Below are 21,553 nucleotides of genomic sequence, written 5' to 3'. Positions count from 1 at the left end.
TCAACCTTGGGCTGGTTCGCCCTTTGCCACCGCGAGACGCATGATCGCCTCTTCGGTCAATTCCGATCTTGTCAATTCGCCCGCGACACAACCATCGGAAATGACAATCACCCGGTCGGCGATTGCAAAGACTTCTTCCATTTCACTGCTGACCACCAAAACACCCATGCCTTGACTGGCCAACTGATCGATCACTTCGTAGATCTCAGATTTTGCGCCAATGTCGACGCCTCGTGTTGGCTCATCGAGCATCAAGACCTTCACATCGCCCGCCAACCACTTCGCTAACGCCACCTTTTGCTGGTTTCCACCGGACAAAGAAGCAATTTCAATTTCTTGCGAAGCAGTCTTCACTCGCAGCCGATCAATCAGTTCCGCGGCGGTCGCTCGCTCCGTTTTTTGGTTGCGAAACACGCCTTCCTGGGTCATCGAGACAATCGTCGCGTTGTCGCGAACGCTCGATTGAATCAGCAACCCGGTCCGCTTTCGATCCTCCGGAACCAATGCCAACCCAGCCGCGATTGCATCATCGACGCCGCCGTTCAACGGCTTCGAATCAATTGTGATCTCGCCGCCAAACCGCTCGCGAACACCAAAGATTGTCTCCACAATTTCGGTCCGTCCAGCTCCGACCAAACCCACCAAGGCAACCACTTCGCCGCCGAGCACCTGGAGATCGACCGGTGGCGCCGCACGAGAACCAACCTTCAATCCCGAGACCGTCAGCCGCGGTTCGAGACACTCTTTCGCAGTCTCGTGAGATCGTCGCGTGAGATCGCGTCCCACCATCGCACGAACCATCGTGTCGTGGGTGATATTGCCCTTCTGCAGCGTTTCGACGTGTTCGCCATCACGCAGCACTTCCACCCGATCCGCTAAACGAATGATCTCGTGCAAACGGTGCGAGATGTACAGAATCGCGACGCCGTCTTCGCGAAGCGTTTCGATCAAATCAAACAACCGCAACGACTCTTCTTCGCTGAGGCTGCTGGTGGGTTCGTCCATGATGACAACGCGAGCGTCGGTCGACAAAGCACGCGCGATCTCAATCAACTGCTTCGATGCAATGGGAAGCGGTCCCACGGGAGCATCCGGGGACACGGACAACCCCACGCGATCGAGCCACACGGACGCGGTCCGTCGTAGCTCCGCCCGGTCAAGCAAACCATAGCGTGAGGGCTCGCGGCCGAGAAACAGATTCTCGGCCACACTGAGATTGTCATGCAGGTTGAGTTCTTGATGTATCAACGCAATGCCAGCGTCAATCGCATCACGAGGACCTGACCAAACGAGTGTCTGACCGTCCAGTTCAATCTGCCCTTGGTCCGGCGAGACGATCCCCGCCAGCACCTTCATCAGGGTACTTTTGCCGGCTCCGTTTTCACCAATGACCGCAATGGCTTGGCCACCTTCCACTTCCATCGAAACATTCGACAAAGCTTGGGTGGAGCCAAACCGTTTGCTGATTCCCGACAACCGTAAACGAGACGGTTGATCAGGACTGTCCGCCTGTGGCGAGATCACTCACCATCTTCCGTCGAGTCTTCGTCTTCTTCCGACTCTTCGACGGTCGCGACTGAACCCGAGAGTTCTTCGAGCTCTTCAAGCATGCTCTCCATGCGTTCTTTCTGACGGCCTTCCGATTTCTCGATGGCCTTTTTCTGTGCCTCCATCGCTGCGTCGAATCGCTCCAACGAAGCGTTCAATTGAGCGACCAACACGTGCATCAAAGGTTGAATTTGTGGGTCCGCACCTTCGATTTCAGCGTTGAGTGCCACCAAGGTTTCGTCGGCCAATTTGCCCACTTCGGCACCTTGTTGGATCGACGACATCAATCCGTAAGAGAACTGAGCCATCGCCTGCGGGTTGCCCTTCGCTTCTTTCAGTTGCCCACGGAAATACTCGACCACGTCTTCGGAAAGATCGCCTGAGTCCAGACGCAAACCGTATTTGAACTGCGTCAGTTGCTCACGAACCGACTCGCCCATTTCATCGTCGACGCCTTCGAACTCTTCCAAAACTTTGTCGATGACTTTGATCGCATCGTCGAAGTTGCCTTCGCCGGCCAAGCGATTGACTTTCTGCATCGATTCTTCCAATCGTTGCTGACGAGCCATTTGTTCTTTGAAAGCTTCGCGATCCCATGTGCCTTCGATGACTTGTTCCAATGGCTCGTCAAGGCTCATTGGGTGGCCGATCCATTCGATCAAACCCGACTTGCCGACCAAGAACGCGGCGGGAATGCCGTTCTGATTCGCGGCACGCATGTAGTCGTCGGTCGATGAACCGTCGGGGTCAACCGTCAACGTGTAAGCCGAGGTCAGCTCAGCGAACGTGACGCCTTCCTTGCCGGGATAGTCACGTTCAAGGATGCCTTCGACGGTTTCCAAGTCTTCGTCCGAGATGCTGACGATCTGAACACCTTTTTCGCGAAAGCGTTCTTGCAACTCGACCAGGTGAGGCATGCTTTGAATGCAAGGCCCACACCACGTCGCCCAGAACTCGACGACGTAGATCTTGCCTTCTTCGAACTCGGTAACGGGGCCGAACTTGCCAAGTTCTTCGTGGATGTAGTGTTCGATGTCGAGTGCGGGGGCTTTCGATCCAACGCCCAACGTCGGCTCAGCTTGAACCGCAACGCCTCCGGTCAGGAATGCAACTCCACAAGCGGCACCCAGGAGAGCCTTACGTGTCCAGGCGACGGGAAGCGAAAAAAAGCGACTCATTGAAAACTACTTTGCGTTTGTTTGGTAAAGAAGATAATCGACCGAGCGGAGCTCGATACCAGGTCTGACAATGTCCATTTGGCGAGAACACTCGCCCCGTCTCAGGTCAAAACGGCTGTTCAATCAAAAGCAGCCTCAACGGCCGCGCGCGAGATCGTTGCGATTAGGATCTTCCCGCGGAACGCGACACGCATACTGTAGTGGACCAAACCCCAAAAGGTTCAGCACTGCAATCGTCGTTCCCCCAAGGGTACCAATCCGCTTTTTGCGAGTCGAGAGAACCCTATCGGCCCACGCGGGGTGTTTTGATTGTATTGTCAGAGGGGTTCATTCATAATGCGTCTGCGGGTCCCCGATCCGCCGTCGCCTCCGCACGACGTCCCCCAACGCCCCATTCTTCTCTATCAAGAGCGCATTTGTGCTGCTTACACCCCCACATGGAACGTTGAGATCGGCCTGTCGATCAGGCGTCCGACTCCGGGCGTCTCGTATCGCCGTTGCATCGTTGTCGCTGGCAATTTTTTCTTTGTCGCTCGCGGCTCAGACGCCCACGGTGATCCGAACCCCTGATGGCAAAACGATCACCACCAGCGGCCCCATGCCCGGCCCCGGTGGAGGTCCGCCGGGAGCCCCACCACCGGGCGCCCAGCCAGGCGGAAAGAATGGCGAGAAAAAAGATGGCAAGGACGGCGAAGGCAAACCGCCTGAATCAGCCGCCCCCAAAGTCATTCGCCGAGACAGCGCCGATGCCAAACCCTCGGACCCAAATGAACTGAAAGCAACCGTCGGCGACGATGGCAAAGTCGGCTTTCGGTTCCGCAATCAGGGTTGGGTCGATTTGGTGCGTTGGTTGTCGGACATCTCCGAACAACCGATCGACTGGCAAGAGTTGCCGGGAGACACCGTCAACTTGATCAGTCCCGATCGTTTGACCGTTTCCGAAACAGCCGACTTGATCAACCGTCACCTGCTCGCCCGCGGCTACACGATGCTCGACCTAGAAGGCGGCATTGCCATTGTCAAAACCGACGCCGTCAATCCAGGAATGGTTCGGCGAGTGGACGTCAGCGAACTGAACGAACTCGAAGACCACCGCTACGTTCGCACGATGCTCGACGCGGGTTGGCTTTCGGCGGAAAAGCTTTCCGAAGAACTCAAAGCCATGCTCAGCAGCGCGGGCAAAATGATCCCGTTGGCAACCACCAATCGCATTGAAGTGATGGACGTCGCAGTGAACCTGCGGCAAGTCGCTCACTTGCTCGCCGAAGAACGCGACGCGGCCAGCCGTGACGCGTTGGCGCCGGAGTTCCGCCTGCGTCATATCCCGGCCGAAGAAGCCAAGAGCATGCTCGAACAATTTCTCGGCGTGGAAAAGAAAGAATCCGCTCCGATGTCACAGCAACAAATGCAAATGATGCAGCGAATGCAGCAGATGCAACAACAGCAAGGCAAAAAGGGCGGCGAAGCAAAAGGTGATATGGAAATTTCCATCGTTGCCAACACGCGTCAAAACTCCGTGCTCGTTCGCGCACCGCTCGACCGAGTCGCCATCGCCGCGGAATTCATCAAACGCATCGACGTCCCCGGTGGATCGCTCCGCAGCCTCACCGATGCGACCTCACGAGTCGATGTGTTTCGGTTGGTTTCACTGGATCCGGAAAAGCTGATCGAGATCGCTCAGGAAATGAACGTGCTCGAACCCACCACACGAATTCGAGTGGACAAGGACAACGCGGCGGTCATTGTTTCCGGATCGGCCGCGGATCGCTTCATCATCAAATCACTGATTGAAAGACTCGATGGCGGCAAACGTCGCTTGGAAGTCCTGCAGTTGCGCCGGCTCGGTGCAGCCGAAGTCGCGGAGTCGATCTCATTCCTGATGGGACAAGAACCCGAGGAAGACGACAACAACTCTCGTTCGCGATACAGCTACTACGGATGGGGCGGCAACGACGACGATGACAAGAAAGACAAAGACAAATTTCGCGTGACCGCGAACGTCGCCTATCGACAAGTCTTGTTGTGGGCGAATGACAACGAAATGGAAGAGGTCCGATCGTTGCTGATCAAACTGGGTGAGTTGCCACCTCCCGGCGGAAGCGAACGAACGATGCGAATCATCGAGGCTTCGGCAACTCCCGAAACGCTGGAGTACCTTCAGCGTTTGCAACGACGCTGGCAACAGCTTTCTGGTACCGAATTAGTGCTGCCGGATGCGGACGAATTCAAAGACCCGATCGATGCGATTGGCGAAGAACGCGAAGAAGAAGACGCGAAGACCGAGGACGAAGATTCAATGGAAGAAACCGAGGAGGCTCCAGCGGTCATCCTGCCACCGGAAACCGAACTCACGGGTGCCGACCGATCGGGCGAGCAATTCACTTGGGTCAACGCTTTCTCCGATGACAACGCGGCGGCTGACTTGCCTAACCAGGAATCAACGTCCACAACCGACCGCTCGACGGCAACGGCAACGAGTGTTTCATCTGCGTCGGCGTCATCCAAACCGAAGATCGAAATCAAGTTGGACGCGGCGGGCAATTTGGTTCTCCGCAGCGACGACACCGACGCGTTGGATCAATTGGAGGACTTGATGCTTCAGGTATCACCACCACGGCGTCCTTATCATGTCTTTCGCATCCGCTATGCATCTGTTTCCTACATCGCGATTGATCTCGAAGATTACTTCGAGGAGGACGAAGAGGACGAGGACGATGATGAAGATCGCTTCTACCGCTACATCTTCGGCAGCGGAGATTCGGAAGACAAAGGCCCGAAAGGCCTGGATGCCGCGGGCAAGTTAAAATTCCTTCCCAACTCTGATACTGGCACCCTGATCGTCAGTGGTGCGACGGGCCAACAACTGCAAACCATCGAAGAGCTCATCCGTTTGTGGGATGTTCCCGAAACAGTCAATCCGCGAAAGGTCCGCTACACCAAACTGATTCATATCCAATACGGCAATGCTGCGAAAATTGCTGACACGGTCAAAGACGCGTACCGCGATTTGCTCAGCAGCAATGACAAAGCGTTCCAAGGCGGCGGAGGTCGCGGTGGCCAACGTGGGGGGGCAAAGGAGGCCAGCAATCGTGAAAGCGGCGCCGGATTGGAAGACAGCGAAAGCGGAAAAGATGGTGGCGGACAAGATTTCTCCTTCAACGGCAAGCTTTCCATGGGTGTCGACGAAGTCGGCAACACGTTGTTAATCAGTGCCGAAGGAGAGTCGCTGCTTGACTTGATCGCTGAGATGGTCGACAAGTTGGACGTTGCCGCGAAACCGGGAGGCGATGTTGAGATCATCAATCTCAGCGGAGGTGTCTCGGCCGAAGCTGTCCAGCGAGCCCTCGCAGCTTTGGGAGTTGAATCCGATGCGCGTCCTTCACGGGATCGCAATTCAAATTCAGATGATCGTCGGCGCGACAACAATGAATCCCAGCGTCGCCGTCCCTCACGCGATTAATGAAAACCAGCGCCACCCAACGATTCTCTCGACAGGTCATCGCACGTGCTCATTGGATCGTTTTGGGTTGGGTCGTTTTTGCAGTCCTCTGCAAAGCGTTTTCGCCTTCTTGGAAACAAGTCGCCCTCGACGGCGACTTTGAATACCTTCCCGCGACCCAAACCAGCGTCGCCGGCGGAAAACTGCTCGACGAAGCTTTCTTTGGCACGCGAGCCCGCAGCCAAATGGTCGTCACGCTTTCGCGTGCCGAGCAAGACCTGACGAAGACCGATCGTCTGGTTGGGCTGGACTTGATCCGCCGTCTCTATCACCGGCTCGGCGAAGTCGCGTGGCAGCGAGCAATGCAGCTTCGCGACAGCGATGAGAAAGACACTTCTGCTCGATGGTGGAACGTCGCGACGCAAGCGTTTGACCAAGCGATCGAAATTGATTCGCAGTTCTACGAAGCACTCGGTGACCGCGTTCCTGAAACCTCGCCCACTCCCTACGAACCTCGACTAGCAATCGCCTACTGGGACCGAGGCAACTTGCTTGGTTCGCAAACGGTGGATCGACCTTCCGTTGTGCCAGGACCGAGTCCAAAGAACAACGACGCGACTGAGAAGAGCCAACCGGACGAAAAACCGTCCGCCGTCTCCGAGACAACCGCACGCGTCGCCGAAGACCTGGAATCCGCTCTGGTCCTGGATTCGGACCTGCCGATGTCCGTGCTGCCGATCTCCAAGCGACCGCTCAAGGATTGGGAACCGCTGCTGGACATCTACAGCTGGGAAGACCGCACGCTGGGTTCGCAGCTCAAAACCCCGCGAGCCCGATTGGCGGTGCTGACCCTATCGAGTGAACTGGCCGCGACCGGCAACATCGAACTGCTGGAACAACTGCAGGAGATCGTCGATCAAACGGTCGCCTACAGCCATGTTTACTTGACCGAAGAAGAACGAGCAAAATCCGGATCGCCCGAACTGCTGGTCACCGGTTCTGCCGCGATCGGCGGCCAAACTCTTTCCGCCGCACGTTCAGCCATTCAGTACACCGAGTGGTTCACGGTGGTGATGATCCTCTTGCTGCTGGCGATCGTTTACCGTGCCCCGTTGTTGGTCGCTGTGCCGCTGTTTTCGATCGCGGTCGCGGTGATGGTTTCCACCGCCGCGGTCACGTTTCTCACCCAAGCGTCGCAATCCGGTCTGGTGCCTGGACTGGACGTTCAGATCTACACAACCAGCCGAATCTTTGTGGTCGTGATTCTGTTTGGAGCCGGCACCGACTACTGCCTGTTCTTGATCGCTCGTTTGCGAGAAGAGGCCGCTCAATCGCCATGGCCCGTCGCCTGCCGCAAAGCACTCACGCAGGTCAGCGGCGCGCTGATCGGCAGCGCCATGACAACAATCGTTGGCTTGGGCATGCTGTGGTTTGCCGACTTTGGAAAGTTTCATCACACCGGCCCGATCATCGCGGTCTGCCTGTCGATTGGATTGCTGGTTTGCATGACGTTGACTCCCGCGTGCTTGAGCTTGCTGGGACCAAAAGTCTTTTGGCCAACCTCGGCCGGCCAGGTCAGTCGCGAACCACGAATCCAGTTGATCAGTAATCGCAGCGTCAACGACAAAGACGGCTCGCCCGGCGACTGGCTGTGGAACTGGATGGCGATCCAGCTCACACGTCGCCCAATGATGACACTGCTGATCGGGCTAGCACTGTTGCTGCCACCGGCCTGGGTCGGCTTTCAAAACGAGCGCACCGTCACCTACGACATCAGCGGTCAGTTGTCTGCTTCGGCGAGCACGCGACAAGGCATGCGTGTGCTCGATCGTGAGTTTGGCATCGGTCAGCTCGCACCGATCTCCGTGTTGATGTTGTCCGAACAACCAATGCAGGAAGCGCAGCAAAAAGAGACGCTGCAAACCATCACCCAGGCTCTCTATCAAACCGAAGGAGTCACCGCCGTTCGGCATCGCAATGATCCGCTGGGTGACTTCCCTCCCGATCGCGAAATGAGTTTGCTCAGCAGTGAAGCGTGGCGTCGCCGGGCACTACAGAATCATCGTTTGACTCAGCTTCACTTTGTGTCGTCGATGCCGCAGTATGCCAATCGACTGATTCGAATGGACGTGATCATCGAGGAAGATCCGTTCAGCGAATCCGCTGGCAACAACTTGAAGCAGATCGAAGAAACCATCGCGGAACAAACCGCCGCCCTCGGACAAGCGGGGCTCAACATCGACGCGTACTACGCCGGCACGACACCGTCCATTGTCGACCTTCGCGAAGTCACACTGTCGGACACGTTCCGAATCAAGCTCGCCGTGATCGCCGCCGTTTTCGCGGTGCTGGTCTTGGTGATTCGCCGAGTTGCATTGTCGATCTATTTGATTGCAACGGTCTTGCTCAGCTACTACACGACGCTCGGGCTGACGTACCTGTTCTTTCGTTTTTGGCACGGACCGACGTTCCCCGGCCTGGACTGGAAGTTGCCCATCTTTTTGTTCGTGATCTTGGTGGCCGTGGGACAGGACTACAACGTCTACTTGGTCACACGAATTCTCGAAGAGAAACGCAAACTCGGTTCGCTCGCCGCGGTCCGCCGCGCGGTGGCTCGAACCGGTGGCATCATCACTGCCTGCGGCTTGGTCATGGCCGCCACCTTCATCAGCATGACCGCGTCGTCCTGGTGGCCCTGGATCACCCAAAGCTTCGCGTTCCTGACCAGTGACGACGCCGCATCGCTCGGCGACCAAATTGCCAAGCAGCCGACCACGCTCCGGGGGATCACGGAACTCGGGTTCGCACTCGGTCTCGGCGTTCTTCTGGACACGCTTTATGTTCGAACGGTGCTCGTCCCCAGCTTTGTGGTGCTTCACGACAGATGGCGAAAATCGTCGTCTTCCCAGCGTTTTCAAAGGTCAAATGGGTCTTCCATCAATTGAAAATGGCTCGGCTTCCGAGAAACCGCCCCGGGGCGTTATCCTGGAGCGATGATTGCGCCATGGGGACAAACTTTTCTGACCAATATCAACTGGCTGTGGGTCGCCGGAGCGGCGGTTGCCGCTTGGATCGTCGTGGGTGCCATGAACCGACGACAAGCCCACCTGACGGGGCTCCTGCGGGACCACGTTAACCGCACTCAAGAGGCCCAAAAGGCCGCTCTCGAAGCCAGCAAAAAACTTACCGAAGACGAACCGGAGTGATCTCCATGACTAAAACTGTTTACATCAAGACCGTCGGCTGCCAGATGAATGTTCTGGACAGCGAAATGGTGATCGCCGACCTGAAACGTCACGGCTACACCGTTGTCGACACACCCGGCGAAGCCGACCTGCTGCTCTACAACACATGCAGCATTCGCGAGCAAGCTGAAGAGAAGACGTACAGCGCTCTCGGGAAGCTCAAAGAAACCAAAGCTCGCCACCCCGAAAAAACCATTGGCGTGATGGGATGCATGGCTCAGAAAGACCAAGAAACGATCTTTCGACGTGCCCCCTTCGTCGACATGGTCGTCGGCCCCGGACAACTGCACGCGATTCCCGACATGCTGACGAAAGTCACCAGCGGCGAAGGACGGCAAATGGCCGTTTCGCTGGGTCGCAAAGATGGCAAGCAAACCGTCGTCGCCCGCAGCCACGAAACGTTCGATCCGTTGCGGGATCCGACCATGCGTCCGACTCCCTTCCAAGCCTACCTGCGGATCCAAATCGGCTGCGACAAGTTCTGCACTTACTGCGTCGTGCCCAACACTCGCGGTCCCGAACAAGGCCGATCGCCCGAAGAGATTGTTTCCGAAGCTCGCGTGCTCGCTGAACAAGGCGCTCTTGAAATCACGCTGCTCGGACAAACCGTCAACAGCTATCGCCACCGCGGACCAGACGGCGAAACCGACATGGCTGGACTGCTGGAACGTCTGCACGACATCGATGGCTTGAAACGCATCAAGTTTGTGACGAACTACCCCAAGGACATGACGGCCCGATTGCTAGAAACCATTCGCGATCTGCCCAAGGTGTCGCCTTACCTACACGTGCCCGCCCAAAGTGGCAGCGACGCGGTTCTCAAACGCATGAAACGCGGCTACACGATCGCCGACTACATGGAGATGTTCGAACGCATCGAAACGATCCTGCCCGAAGCCTCGGTCAGCAGTGACTTCATCGTCGGCTTCTGCGGAGAAACGGACGAGGACTTCCAAAAGTCGGTGAAACTGATCGAACGCTGCCGATTCAAGAACAGCTTCATCTTCCAGTACAGCGTTCGCGAAGGCACCAAAGCCGCCGCCAACCTGATCGATGATGTGCCACGCGAAGTCAAAGCGGCTCGCAACAACGAACTGCTGGCGGTCCAAGATCGAATCTCGAAAGAGGACAACCAAAAACTGATTGGCGGCACCGTCGAGGTGTTGGTCGAGGGACCAAGCAAGAAAGCCGACAAATCCGATCCGGAAGCTCCCGTCGTTCAAATGACCGGACGAACCATCTGCGACCGGATCGTGGTGTTCGATGGCAACCGACGCCAAGCCGGCCAATTGATGGACATTCAAATCGATGACGTCAGCAGCCACACGCTGATCGGCCGCGTCAAAACAGTGGAAGTTGTCTCGCTCGGAATGCCGGGTTAGCTCCCAACTCCCCAACTCCCCAACTCCCCAACTCCCCAACTCCCCAACTCCCCAACTCCTCAACTCCTCCTCAGCCCTCAGCGATTCCCTTGCTCAGCACTCAATCTCCCCCGATTCAAACTCGAACGCTCGACAACGGACTGACCGTCGTCGTGCAACCGATGCCTTGGCTGCGAACCGCCGCGTACACGCTGTGGTTGCCTGCCGGGATCACAACCGAGTTGCATGGCTTGAGCGAAGAACAACTGGCCGACACGGAGTTCTTGGCTCGTCGCGATGGCCTGGCTTCGCTGACCTGCGAAATGGTCCAGCGTGGTGCCGGTGCCTACAACAGTCGCCAACTGGTTGCCGCCGAAGACAACCTGGGCATCGACAGCGGCAATTCGGCCGCGACAAGCGTCGCCGGTTACTCCGCACGCATGCCCGCGGAATCGTTGCTTCCCGCCATCGAACTGCTGGCCGATGTCGTTCGTCGACCACACTTGCCGGGCAACCAATTCGACGACGCCAAAATGATCCTGCGGCAAGAACTCGCCGCGTTCCAAGACGAACCGACTCAGCGTTTGATGCGGCGTCTTCGCGAGCGTCAATACGGACCTTCGCTGGGACGAGGTGGATATGCCAGCGAAGCAAGCCTGGAAGCGCTCAGCATGGACGACGTCCGCCAGTTCTACACCGATCAATATCATGCCGGTGGAAGCGTGCTGGCCGTCGCGGGCAACTTCGACGCCAATCAAATCTTTGACTCCATCGAGCAATCTTTTGGCGACTGGAAGTCAGGCAAACGCCCTCCCCTCCCCTCCCCTGCCCCGATCGATGGCAACGAACACATCGAGTTGCCCAGCAGCCAAACGCACATCGGATTTTCATTCGATTCGATTCCCTACGGCAGCGACGACTACTTCGTCATGCGAGCCGGAATCGGAATCCTCAGCGATGGCATGAGCAGTCGCCTCTTCGATCGCGTTCGCGAACAACGCGGACTGTGCTACAGCGTCTGGGCCAGCACACACACGATCGGCCAGAACGGTGCCGTGTTCGGTTACGCCGGCACCACGCCCGCACGAGCACAAGAAACGCTGGACGTCAGCCTTCGCGAAATCCAGAACCTAGCCGACGACCTCGAACAAGAAGAACTCTCACGTTGGAAAGTTCGCATCGAAAGCGGACTGATCATGGAACAAGAATCGGCCGGCTCACGAGCCAGCTCACTCGCATCCGACCAATATCAACTCGGACGCGTCATTCCAACCGAAGAACTCGAAGCCAAAATCGAAGCCATCACCCTCGACCAAGTCGCATCCTATTTTCGCCAACACGGCCCGCGGCAATTCCGAATCGTGACCGTCGGACCGGAAGCCCTTCAAGGAGGCGAAACGCTCGCATGAACGAACTCAAATCAACGACCCTGGCCAATGGGTTGCGAATCGTTGCCGACATCGACCTGCGTGGTTACTCCGCCGCGGTCGGTTACTTCGTGCGTGCCGGTGCTCGTGACGAAACCGACATCGAATCGGGACTCAGCCACTTCCTCGAACACATGATGTTCAAAGGAACCGCTCGTCGATCGGCCGCCGACGTGAATCGCGAACTGGACGAACTCGGCGGTCAATCCAACGCCTACACGTCCGAGGAACAAACGGTTTACTATTCGTCCGTGCTGCCCAAGTACCAAGACCGAATGGTCGACTTGCTGACCGACATGCTCAGCCCGTCGCTCGACGCCGACGATTTCGCGACCGAGCGAAACGTGATCCTGGAAGAAATCGCCAAGTACGAAGACCAGCCTCCGTTTGGCGCCTTCGAACGGGTGATGGAATGTGCCTACGGACCTCGCGGGTTGGGACGGCGCGTGCTTGGCACGACTCACTCGATCGAATCGATGCAAGTCGAATCGATGCGAGCCTATTTCAATCGCCGTTATCGGCCCGAGAACATCGTCCTGGCCGCCAGCGGCAACGTCGACTTTGATGGCTTGGTCGCTCAAGCCGAAAAGATGACGCAGCATTGGCTCGACCGCCCTGCCCCGTCGGATCTGGCCGGTGATGACCTCAGCACCACCCCCGAAGGCATCGAACTGACACAGCACTTGAGTGTCCCCGATGCAGCGCAAAGCTACCGCGTGACTCTTGGCGACGGCCCGTCCATGCAGTCACCGCTTCGCTACGCAATGCGGTTGCTGGCGTCCATCGTCGGCGATGATGGCGGCAGTCGGCTGTTCTGGGACTTGATCGACACCGGCCGTGCCGAAGTCGCCACGCTTTGGCCGCAAGAGTTCACCGACACCGGTGCCCTGTTCACCTACTTGGTCTGCGCCGCCGATGACATGGATTCCAACGCTCGCTTGATGAACGAAGTCTTTGGCCGAGTCGCCCGTGATGGCGTCGAACAATCCGAGCTGGATCAAATCATCAACAAGACGGTCGCCGGCTGCATCATGCAATCCGAACGCCCATCAAACCGCTTGTTCGGATTGGGCAGTCGCTGGTTGTGCTGTGGTGACCACCTGTCGCTCGATGAGTTGCTGGACGCCTACCGTGGTGTGACAATTGAAAGCGTTGCCGAAGCCGCCCGAACCTACTTGGGCCAATCAGCAACCGAAGTCGTTGCCTCCTCCGCTGAACCGCAATCCAATTTGGTTGGTTGATTAAAAGATGAGCGACACGGTCCCCGAGCTGCTACGCCTGAACGATCGCGTCACACTGCTGCCCATCATCCACGGCAGTGGACAGTTCGCCTGGCTGACCCGTCGGTTCATGCTCGAACACAACTTCGATTGCCTGGCCGTTCCGCTGCCGCCGTCCTTCCAACAACCGGTCGAAGAAGCGGTCTTGGAACTCCCGCGTCCTTCGATCGTGTTGCAACACCCCGCATCACAATCGACGTTCGAACCCCCGCTGCCCTTCAACCCTGAATTGTCGGCGGAAGAATATGGCGAGTCAGCCGACGAAGACGCTGATCCCCTGCCAAGCAGCTACGTGCCGATCGATCCATGCCAAAGCGTGATCATGGCGATCCGCGCCGCAATGGGCGAACACATCCCGCGGCACTTCATTGATCTGGAAACGAACCACTTCCAGCCTTTCTCGACCGTCATGCCCGACGCCCATGCGGTCCGACACGTTGCGATTGAAAAGTTCGCCGCCGCGATCCTCCCCAGCATTCCACCACCGAGCGATGAGCTGACTCGCGACCGAATGCATTACATGGCCGCCCAGCTCACCGAATTGGAAAAGAGCTACCAGCGGATTCTGCTGGTCACCAGCATCCTGCACTGGCCATGGATTCGCGATGCCCACCGACTCCTGCGAACCGACCAGGGCCGATCGGTTGACGACCTTGAAAACGAAGAGGTTTCCACACCGACTCGGCACAAAATCAATTCGAAAACGCTGCTGTTCTTGTTCGGCGAGTTGCCTTTCATCACGTCGCTCCACGAACGTGCGCGAGCCGAACTGGAAGACGACGAAAATTTGCAGATCGACGGCGTCAAAGAACTGTTGATCGCCGGCCGACAAAGCTACCTCGACGACCTGGGCAACCGAGCCCGCAAAATCACGCCGTTGCTGCTTTCGAAGTGCTTGCAATACATCCGCAATTTGTCATTGATCAACCGCCGGATGACACCGGACATGGTCACGATCATCACCGCCTGCAAACAAGTCCTCGGCGACCAATTCGCATTGCACGTCGCCGAAGTCGCGACCAAGTACGCCTACGCGGACGACCCGGGTGCCAACTCCGACCAATGGATCCCTGAATCCGATCAACCGATCACGCTGGGAATCGATCAAGCTCGCTTGCCCAATCAAGATGTCGTGTCGCTGGTCAATCGTTTGCCAGGACCACCAATCTCGTGGCAAACGATCCAGCTCCAACGACGGCCCAACGACAAAGAACGCCATGAATGGCAGCACAATTGGAACCCCTATTCCCAGTGCAGCTACCCGCCCGAAGACGAACGCATTGAACTGCTGAGAAACCGAGTCAGCGAACGCGCCCAGGCGATCATGGGTCAAGACTTGGCTCGCACCGAAAAGTTCACCACCAGCGTCAAAGACGGAATCGACATCCGGGACACGATTCGACATTGGTACGAAAAAGAGATCTACGTCAAAGTCATGCCACCCAGTCGCGGGCAACTCGATGCCTGCCTGATGCTGTTTGACTCCCCTGCCGACCCACGAGATTACCCCTGGCGCACGACCTGGTTCGCCGAGCACGAATGGGAATCCACCCTCGCGTTCTTCGCCAGTGACTTCCAACAAGAGATGGTCGGCCCAGGCATTGGGCTGGGGATCTATGGCGGTGCGATGTTCTTGTATCCGCCCGTACCGATTCGCGACATCTGGCGTGACCGTCGCTTGAATTTCACCGCGACGCTGGAAGAACGATTGATTGCCGCTGCCTGCATGCACTCACGCAGCAAACACGTCGCGATCATGAGCCCCCTGCCGCCCGGCGGCGGTTGGAAACGTTTGGCCCGCCGGTTCAAGAAACACTTGGTTCACGTGCCGATGTCCTCCTTCAGCGACCAAGAGATCCAACAACTCCGCATGGTCCACGTCCTCAACGGCGGCGAAGTCCGAAGCTACGCCGCCGACTTCATCCGAAAAGCCTAACTGCTCTTCCCGACAAAGTCTCAGCAAAGCGATACGTTGTCACCATCGGCACGAACCAGTGAATGCGGGACAACATCGCTGAATTGGTTGGGCCAGTCCCAACGGGATGACACGTCGTTGCCACGGGCGTGAGCCCGGGGAGCAGCAGCAACTCACAACAAGAAAGCCCTGAAGGGGCGGCAGGCGCTCGGACTCGCGCCCGCGAAAAGGGGACGGGGGTCTTTTCTGGTAACCTGTCATCGAACCAACGACTCCAAGATCACTTTTTCTCTACAGGTGTGAGTGATGCCTCGACAAAAACGTCTGGATGTGGCCGGCGGGATCTACCATGCGTTGAATCGCGGGAATGCTAAGCAAAAGATTTTCCACAAGCCGGAAGACTACGCGGCCTTCGAGCGTGTGCTGGGTCAGGGACTGGAACGCTACGAAGTGCAAATCTACTCCTACGTCTTGATGCCAAACCACTGGCATCTCGTGCTTCGCCCCGACCGCGATGGGCAAATGGGAAAGATGCTGCGTTGGGTCACCGCCACGCACACCCAACGCTATCACGCTCACTATCACACCGCAGGCGAAGGACATCTGTACCAGTCGCGTTTCAAGAGCTTTCCCATCAAAGACGATGAACACTTCCTGACAGTGTGCCGATATGTGGAACGCAATCCAGTGCGAGCAAATTTGGTCAAACGAGCCGAGTTGTGGCAACACGGTTCATTCCACCGTTGGGCAAACCATTCCGACCGAGATCCAAAACTCTTGTCGACCTGGCCAATCCGTCGCACGGCAAACTGGAGCAAGCGGGTCAATCAAGCACTCAGCGAAAAGGAGATCGGGATGATTCGAACGAGCGTCCAGCGAGGCCGCCCTTTCGGCGACATCGACTGGGTCGAAAAACTCGCTGACAAACACGACCTGTGGTCAACGCTCCGATCACGAGGAAGGCCCAAGTCGACCAAACGCCCCTAATTGACCCCCGTCCCCTTTTCGTGTGCTTGCGAATACAGCCATGACAGTGCTTTTCCTCGTCCTCGTTTTCTTTACGTGTAACGTTTACTTCACCTCGCTTCGACTGCGTCGCAATGCGGGCATTTCGCAATTGATCATTGAATGACAGATGTCCGCAACGTCGAGTTCTTGGATTTGCAACTCCACAATTTTCGTGAGTTTCGCTGGATCGTTGATACACCTGATCATTTTTTCCCGAAATTCATTCTTGCCACCAAAGGTCTGGAATATAGATTCGTTTTCCTCTCGGAGTGTCCGCTCAAGTTCGGCCTCAGCTGCTTCACTCTGGTCGCAAAGAACCAATAGCCCAATGACGTCTGATGAGAGGATCGCTCTTTGACGGCTTCCAAGCGGCGTTGTCATATGCAGGTGATAAGCCTCGACAACTGCTCCAAGTTCGATTGGGCTATCATCCAAAGGAAGTGGCGATTGCGCATGCAATCTACGAGCTGCGTCTTCAAATTTCTCCCGATGGTATTTCACCTCAACGTAATCTGGGCCGCCTGCTGCACTCCTAAGTTGAGAGCAAAGCGTCAGTGACACGACGGGAAATTCCTTTCCAAGAAAGTGACAATGAAAACACGGTTTGTACCTGTCACCACCGGAGTCACGATCTAAACAGACTCCCACCAACAACGGCCCAGCTCGTCGGAGGAGGTGCCGCGGCTTGTAAATCGACAACTTTGGTAGCAGGCTATGCCAATCGTTAGTTATCAACTTTTCAACTTTTGCAGTGAGTTTCATTTGTAAAGAGGGATAACAGAATTGATCCCCGGCCCATGCTGAAAGATGCGATTAATTTGACTCTGGGACATTGGCGTCACGCCAAATTTGTAGTCCCAAACGTCGCCAGTAAGAGTGTCAAGAACATCCAGTCGCGTGCTGCCTTTCGGGGCCCCGCAAAGGGGACGGGGGTCTTTTCAGCATAGACCGAGATGCAAAACTCTTGTCGACCTGGCCAATCCGTGGCACGGCAAGCTGAAGTAAGCGGGTCAATCAAGCACTCAGCGACAAGGAGATCGGGATGATTCGAACGAGCGTCCAGCGAGGCCGCCCCTTCGCGACATCGAATGGGTCGAAAAACTCGCTGACAAACACGACCTGTGGTCAACACTCCGATCACGAGGAAGGCCCAAGTCGACCAAACGCACCTAATTGACCCCCGTCCCCTTTTCGTGTGGTTCGACCAAACGCACTTAATTGCCCGCCGGCTTCTTTTCTTCGCCAGAGTTGACATATTTGACCTCATTGATGCGGTCCAATACGTAGGCGTTGAGAGGAATCGACTCTTCAACAATGCCGTCGTCAGCCGCGGGTGCTTGCGAGATACTGAGCAACTTCACTGTTGTGACGCTCGTTCCTGTGCTAATCACCGTCGATGTTGGAAGCCGACCGACTTTATCAAACAACTCATGCGACTTGAAGACAACGCTGTTGCGACCCGAGGATTCAACAGTGCAGAGGCTTCCGTTCGAGAACGAGTATTCCCCCTGGAAATACGCAAGCAGATCGCCAGTCTTGGTGTCGAATGCGACATACGTGAACGGTGTCCCACAAAAAAACACAGTCTTCCCATTGAAATCAGCGGTCTCTTCCCATATTCCCGAAGCGTCTGCAATTTCTGCAATCGGTTCTACCATGCCACAGATGCCGTAAACTGACTGAAACCTGTCGGGATAGTACTGGAGCAATGGGTCATCCGTCCGTATAGCCTCCTGATACCCTTGAAAAGCAGTTATATCTGCACGCCAAATCACGGAAGGAATCCCAATAGGCTCATTGCAGCGATAGCCTTCACGTTGGAACCTCATCAACCTCTCCCCGTCCGTAGCCATGGTTCCATATAGAGCAGGCTCATCATTGACATACTTTGTTATTGCAAGAGAGCAGTTTTTTCCATCGTGAAAGGCCTGAAGATGCGTGATAGATGGAAACTCGCTGTAAGTGACTTTGAACTTGTAGCTTGCTGGCTGAGCGACCTCTCCTCTTTTGGAATGTTCCTCGACCACCTCCGCCCATTTCAAAGGGACGTCTTGCAAGGAAAGATAGAGAGATTGGATACAACCATAATCTTCCGCGTCTAGCTCGGACGAAGTTTCGCTCAAAAAACTGGCGAACTCGTGCAACGAAAACAGCCTTCCAAACTTCTCGGATTCAGTTGCCAACCTCGCCCAGGCGGTCACTGCCGCTGGCGATACCAAGCCAATTTCCACGCGACGGTCGAGAAGAATTTTCGCACGCTCAAAACGCTCAGGTATTGAACGGTGTTCTTCAACGGCATAGGAATGATTGCCAACGGTCAACACTGCGAAGAACACGATGACGCATATACCGCAACTGAGTCGAAGCCGCCCATTGAAGCCAACGTTGACGCAGCGAACGCATTTCGCCCAAAGATGGTTTGGGAGATTCAAATTGCAGCAAAGCATTTTTTCTTGAGTCTCACAAAGGTGACGTAGGTCAATTTCATCAGTCTGTCACAGACCCAAACACGACGAGATCAACATGCCTTCAAGCGAGCGTCAGGTCACGGCCGAAGTTGCCTGAGTTTGATTGGGACCGTGCATGGCGGTCGCCGATCGCCAAAACTCACAGTGCCCCAGCGTTCATGACATCATGCGACTTCGGGAACGCAAACGGTTTTGATTGAACGCAAGCACGCAAGGAGCATCACTGTTAACGACCCTAGAGCGAAAGAACCTGGTTCATTGGCACGGCCACGAAGTGGATGCATCGAAGTCGTTTCCGCGGCAAGCTACAGAGACTCGAACGATCACACTACCCAAATCCCCATTGAACCAATCTTTTTCGCCGAACCTTCATCTCCGCAAAGCCGAACCTTTCATTTCGGTCAGACTTATCCTTCAGACTCGGCTGACACAGGTGACTCGACGCTTTCGAGTGGCATCACGATCTCTCTTGGCCAATGCAGGATGAACCTAGTGCCCTGCCCCAATTCAGATTGCAACTCGATCTTTCCACCGTAGGTTTCGACGGTCTTTTTAATGATCGACAATCCCATGCCACTCGAGTTTTTCCAGTCCGCATTGGGAGCAACGGTACGAAAGATTTCGAACACCTTCTTCTGAAAACGCGAGGCGATTCCCGGTCCGTCGTCTTCGACAATGAACTGAATCAACTCGCCGTGATCAACCGCCGAAACGCATACTCTCCCGTCTGCGCGGTCATGGTGTTTGATCGCGTTGTTGATCAAGTTCCGCAGACACGTTTCCAGTGGTGCTTTCAGAGTCAATAGCGTCGGCAGTTCCCCATCAATGCAAACTTGCATGGCATCTGGCTTTGCCAGCATCCCGAAGATCCTTGTTACCAGCTCATTTGTGTTGACCTGAGTCAATCGATCATGAACTCGCCCGGCGCGAGAATACTGAAGCAGATCATCCAGCAGTTGCTCCATCCGATCGATGCACTGCTTCAATGTCTTCAGGTGTTCTGCGCTCTCAACGGGTAACTGATCCCCGGTGTCCTCCGTCACCCAATCAGCCAGATGCTTGATGTTTCGAAGTGGGGACCGCAAGTCATGCGAAGCGACATAGGCAAACGCATCCAGATCCCGATTGCTTCGGCTCAATTCGGCGATTTGCTGTCGTATCAACGCATCAACGCGCCGCTGCTCGGTTACATCACGGACGATGATCGCCGCAAGTTGTTGTTCGCCATCATGCCAATAAGAGATCGAAATTCGCGCAGGAAAGGTCGCCCCGTCTTTTCGAATGCAAAGCAGTTCGTCGTCCGTGATCGATGACGAAGCGGACTCGTCGGTTCGAAGTGACCCTTCAAACAGACAACTCGCTGAGGTGCCAACCAACTCATTTTCAGAGAACCCAAAGGCATCCATCGTCGACGGATTCCCATAGACCACCTGGCGTGATTGATCCAACAACACGATCGGATCATGAGCGGTGTCGCAGACGGCTTGGAACTGTTTCTGGGCTTTGCGAAACTCGCTGGTCATCTGTTCGGCAATTCGTTCCGCTTGCCGCTGTTGACGCCCGATCGATCCAATCACCAAAAACAGCAACACATCCACCAGCAGCCCGATAAACGCGACTGCCAAGCTAATTGCCGATTCGCCACCACTGATAAAATCGGGCTGGGATTCAAAATGGATTGTCCAATCGCGTCCGCGAAGATGGAGCTGCTTCGTCAGCACAAAATCTGCATCGCCCTCGCTGGCCGGCCTCAACATCGGGAGGTGACTGCTGTAGAGCAAGTTGGCAGTCGACTCGCTCTCACCATCGTAGATCTTGAAATCGATGTCCGGCAAATTCGATTTCCGAATCCCGACCATCAAATCTCGAGTTCGAAAGGGCGCGTACACAAAGCCAACAACCGATGCCAATCGTTGATCTTTCCCCTCAACCGTTTCGCCGTTTTCAAAGACCGGCAAGTACAGCAAGAAACCTTGTTGGACATCGTCCTCGGTTTCCTGCACCAATTTGACAACGCCTGAAATGGTGGGTTCGCCCGATGCAACCGCCGCGTCCATTGCCGCTCGCCGAGTCGCCTCGGAGTACATATCGAATCCGAAGGCCCGCTGATTCCGCCAATCGAACGGTTCGAGATAAACGATCGCTGTGTAGACATCGCGTTCACCGGCGGGCCGGATGTCAAACTCGGGAAAACCCTCGGCGCGAACGGCTTCGACAAATGCATCTTTTTCATCCGCCTTCACAACCCGACTGAATCCAACTCCTTGAATACCAGGGTAGTACTCCTGGAAACGAGAGTTCTCAAAGTAGGTCCGCCACTCGGCTCGCGAGACGTTGTTGGATGCTTCCATCAATCCAACGCCGCCGCGAAGCACCTGTTCGTATTCCAACATCCGTTGCTCGATCGAGACTTCCATTTCACTCACGCGAAACAGAAAGCGGTCCGACGCTCGATCACGAATGTACTGGCTCGACAAAAACCAAGCGATGGCTGTCACGGTCAGCGAAATGGCAAGAATGCACCATGCCAATGCGGAACTGCGAGTCACCGCAAAGTCACGCAGAAGATTGATCATTCGACCAAAAAGCGGTTGTGAGGTCGAATTCGTCATCTGCTATCAAAACACTCGCGACACGTGGAACGCATCGCTGATTGCAAGCCAGGACGCTAACCGCGAATGATA

General features: G+C 55.9%; 13 protein-coding genes. 8 read left to right on the top strand and 5 right to left on the bottom strand.

Annotation, left to right across the window (positions count from 1 at the left end; translation table 11 throughout):
- Positions 1–1,524 (bottom strand): sugar ABC transporter ATP-binding protein, encoded by a 1,524-nt coding sequence (locus CEE69_RS06410; RefSeq protein ID WP_099259891.1) that lies wholly within the window; start codon positions 1,522–1,524, stop codon positions 1–3.
- A complete protein-coding gene (locus tag CEE69_RS06405) occupies positions 1,521–2,726 on the bottom strand; it encodes a peroxiredoxin family protein (protein ID WP_099259890.1) in 1,206 nt (401 codons plus the stop codon). The genes CEE69_RS06410 and CEE69_RS06405 overlap by 4 nt, the downstream gene beginning before the upstream one ends.
- 505 nt (positions 2,727–3,231) lie before the next feature.
- On the opposite strand from CEE69_RS06405, the gene CEE69_RS06395 reads away from it, so the two are divergent.
- The 8 genes from CEE69_RS06395 (at position 3,232) to CEE69_RS06360 (ending at position 16,380) form a co-directional block, all read left to right on the top strand.
- Entirely contained in the window at positions 3,232–6,186 is a 2,955-nt protein-coding gene (locus CEE69_RS06395; protein ID WP_099259889.1) for a secretin N-terminal domain-containing protein, read from the top strand.
- Positions 6,186–9,110, top strand: coding sequence for an MMPL family transporter (locus CEE69_RS06390; RefSeq protein WP_099259888.1), 2,925 nt, complete (start codon positions 6,186–6,188; stop codon positions 9,108–9,110). Before CEE69_RS06395 ends, CEE69_RS06390 begins: the two co-directional genes overlap by 1 nt.
- A gap of 48 nt (positions 9,111–9,158) precedes the next feature.
- Positions 9,159–9,371, top strand: a complete 213-nt coding sequence (locus CEE69_RS06385; protein WP_099259887.1) for a hypothetical protein — start codon at positions 9,159–9,161, stop codon at positions 9,369–9,371.
- Positions 9,368–10,792: a tRNA (N6-isopentenyl adenosine(37)-C2)-methylthiotransferase MiaB gene (gene miaB / locus CEE69_RS06380; protein ID WP_199169807.1), complete on the top strand. Its 1,425-nt coding sequence runs from the start codon at positions 9,368–9,370 to the stop codon at positions 10,790–10,792. The genes CEE69_RS06385 and miaB overlap by 4 nt, the downstream gene beginning before the upstream one ends.
- A gap of 89 nt (positions 10,793–10,881) precedes the next feature.
- Positions 10,882–12,180, top strand: a complete 1,299-nt coding sequence (locus tag CEE69_RS06375; protein WP_099259886.1) for a M16 family metallopeptidase — start codon at positions 10,882–10,884, stop codon at positions 12,178–12,180.
- Positions 12,177–13,439: a M16 family metallopeptidase gene (locus CEE69_RS06370; protein WP_099259885.1), complete on the top strand. Its 1,263-nt coding sequence runs from the start codon at positions 12,177–12,179 to the stop codon at positions 13,437–13,439. Before CEE69_RS06375 ends, CEE69_RS06370 begins: the two co-directional genes overlap by 4 nt.
- A 7-nt stretch (positions 13,440–13,446) precedes the next feature.
- A complete protein-coding gene (locus CEE69_RS06365) occupies positions 13,447–15,414 on the top strand; it encodes a hypothetical protein (protein WP_099259884.1) in 1,968 nt (655 codons plus the stop codon).
- Between the two features lie 285 nt (positions 15,415–15,699).
- Positions 15,700–16,380, top strand: coding sequence for a transposase (locus tag CEE69_RS06360; RefSeq protein WP_099259883.1), 681 nt, complete (start codon positions 15,700–15,702; stop codon positions 16,378–16,380).
- 84 nt (positions 16,381–16,464) lie between these two features.
- Here the strand turns inward: CEE69_RS06360 and CEE69_RS31900 are convergent, their stop codons facing one another.
- From CEE69_RS31900 to CEE69_RS06345, 3 genes are all read right to left on the bottom strand, one after another.
- A complete protein-coding gene (locus CEE69_RS31900; protein ID WP_143549175.1) occupies positions 16,465–16,962 on the bottom strand; it encodes a hypothetical protein in 498 nt (165 codons plus the stop codon).
- Positions 16,963–17,615: 653 nt separating this feature from the next.
- Entirely contained in the window at positions 17,616–18,737 is a 1,122-nt protein-coding gene (locus CEE69_RS06350; protein ID WP_233214912.1) for a hypothetical protein, read from the bottom strand.
- 539 nt (positions 18,738–19,276) lie between these two features.
- The gene (locus CEE69_RS06345; protein ID WP_099259881.1) at positions 19,277–21,481 is read right to left on the bottom strand and encodes a sensor histidine kinase; all 2,205 of its coding nucleotides are present in this window, start codon (positions 21,479–21,481) and stop codon (positions 19,277–19,279) included.
- Between the last annotated feature and the right edge of the window lie 72 nt (positions 21,482–21,553).

The organism is Rhodopirellula bahusiensis, assembly GCF_002727185.1.
GTDB lineage: Bacteria > Planctomycetota > Planctomycetia > Pirellulales > Pirellulaceae > Rhodopirellula > Rhodopirellula bahusiensis.
Note: the sequence above shows the minus strand (reverse complement) of the source record. Positions and strands in the feature narration are given on the sequence as shown.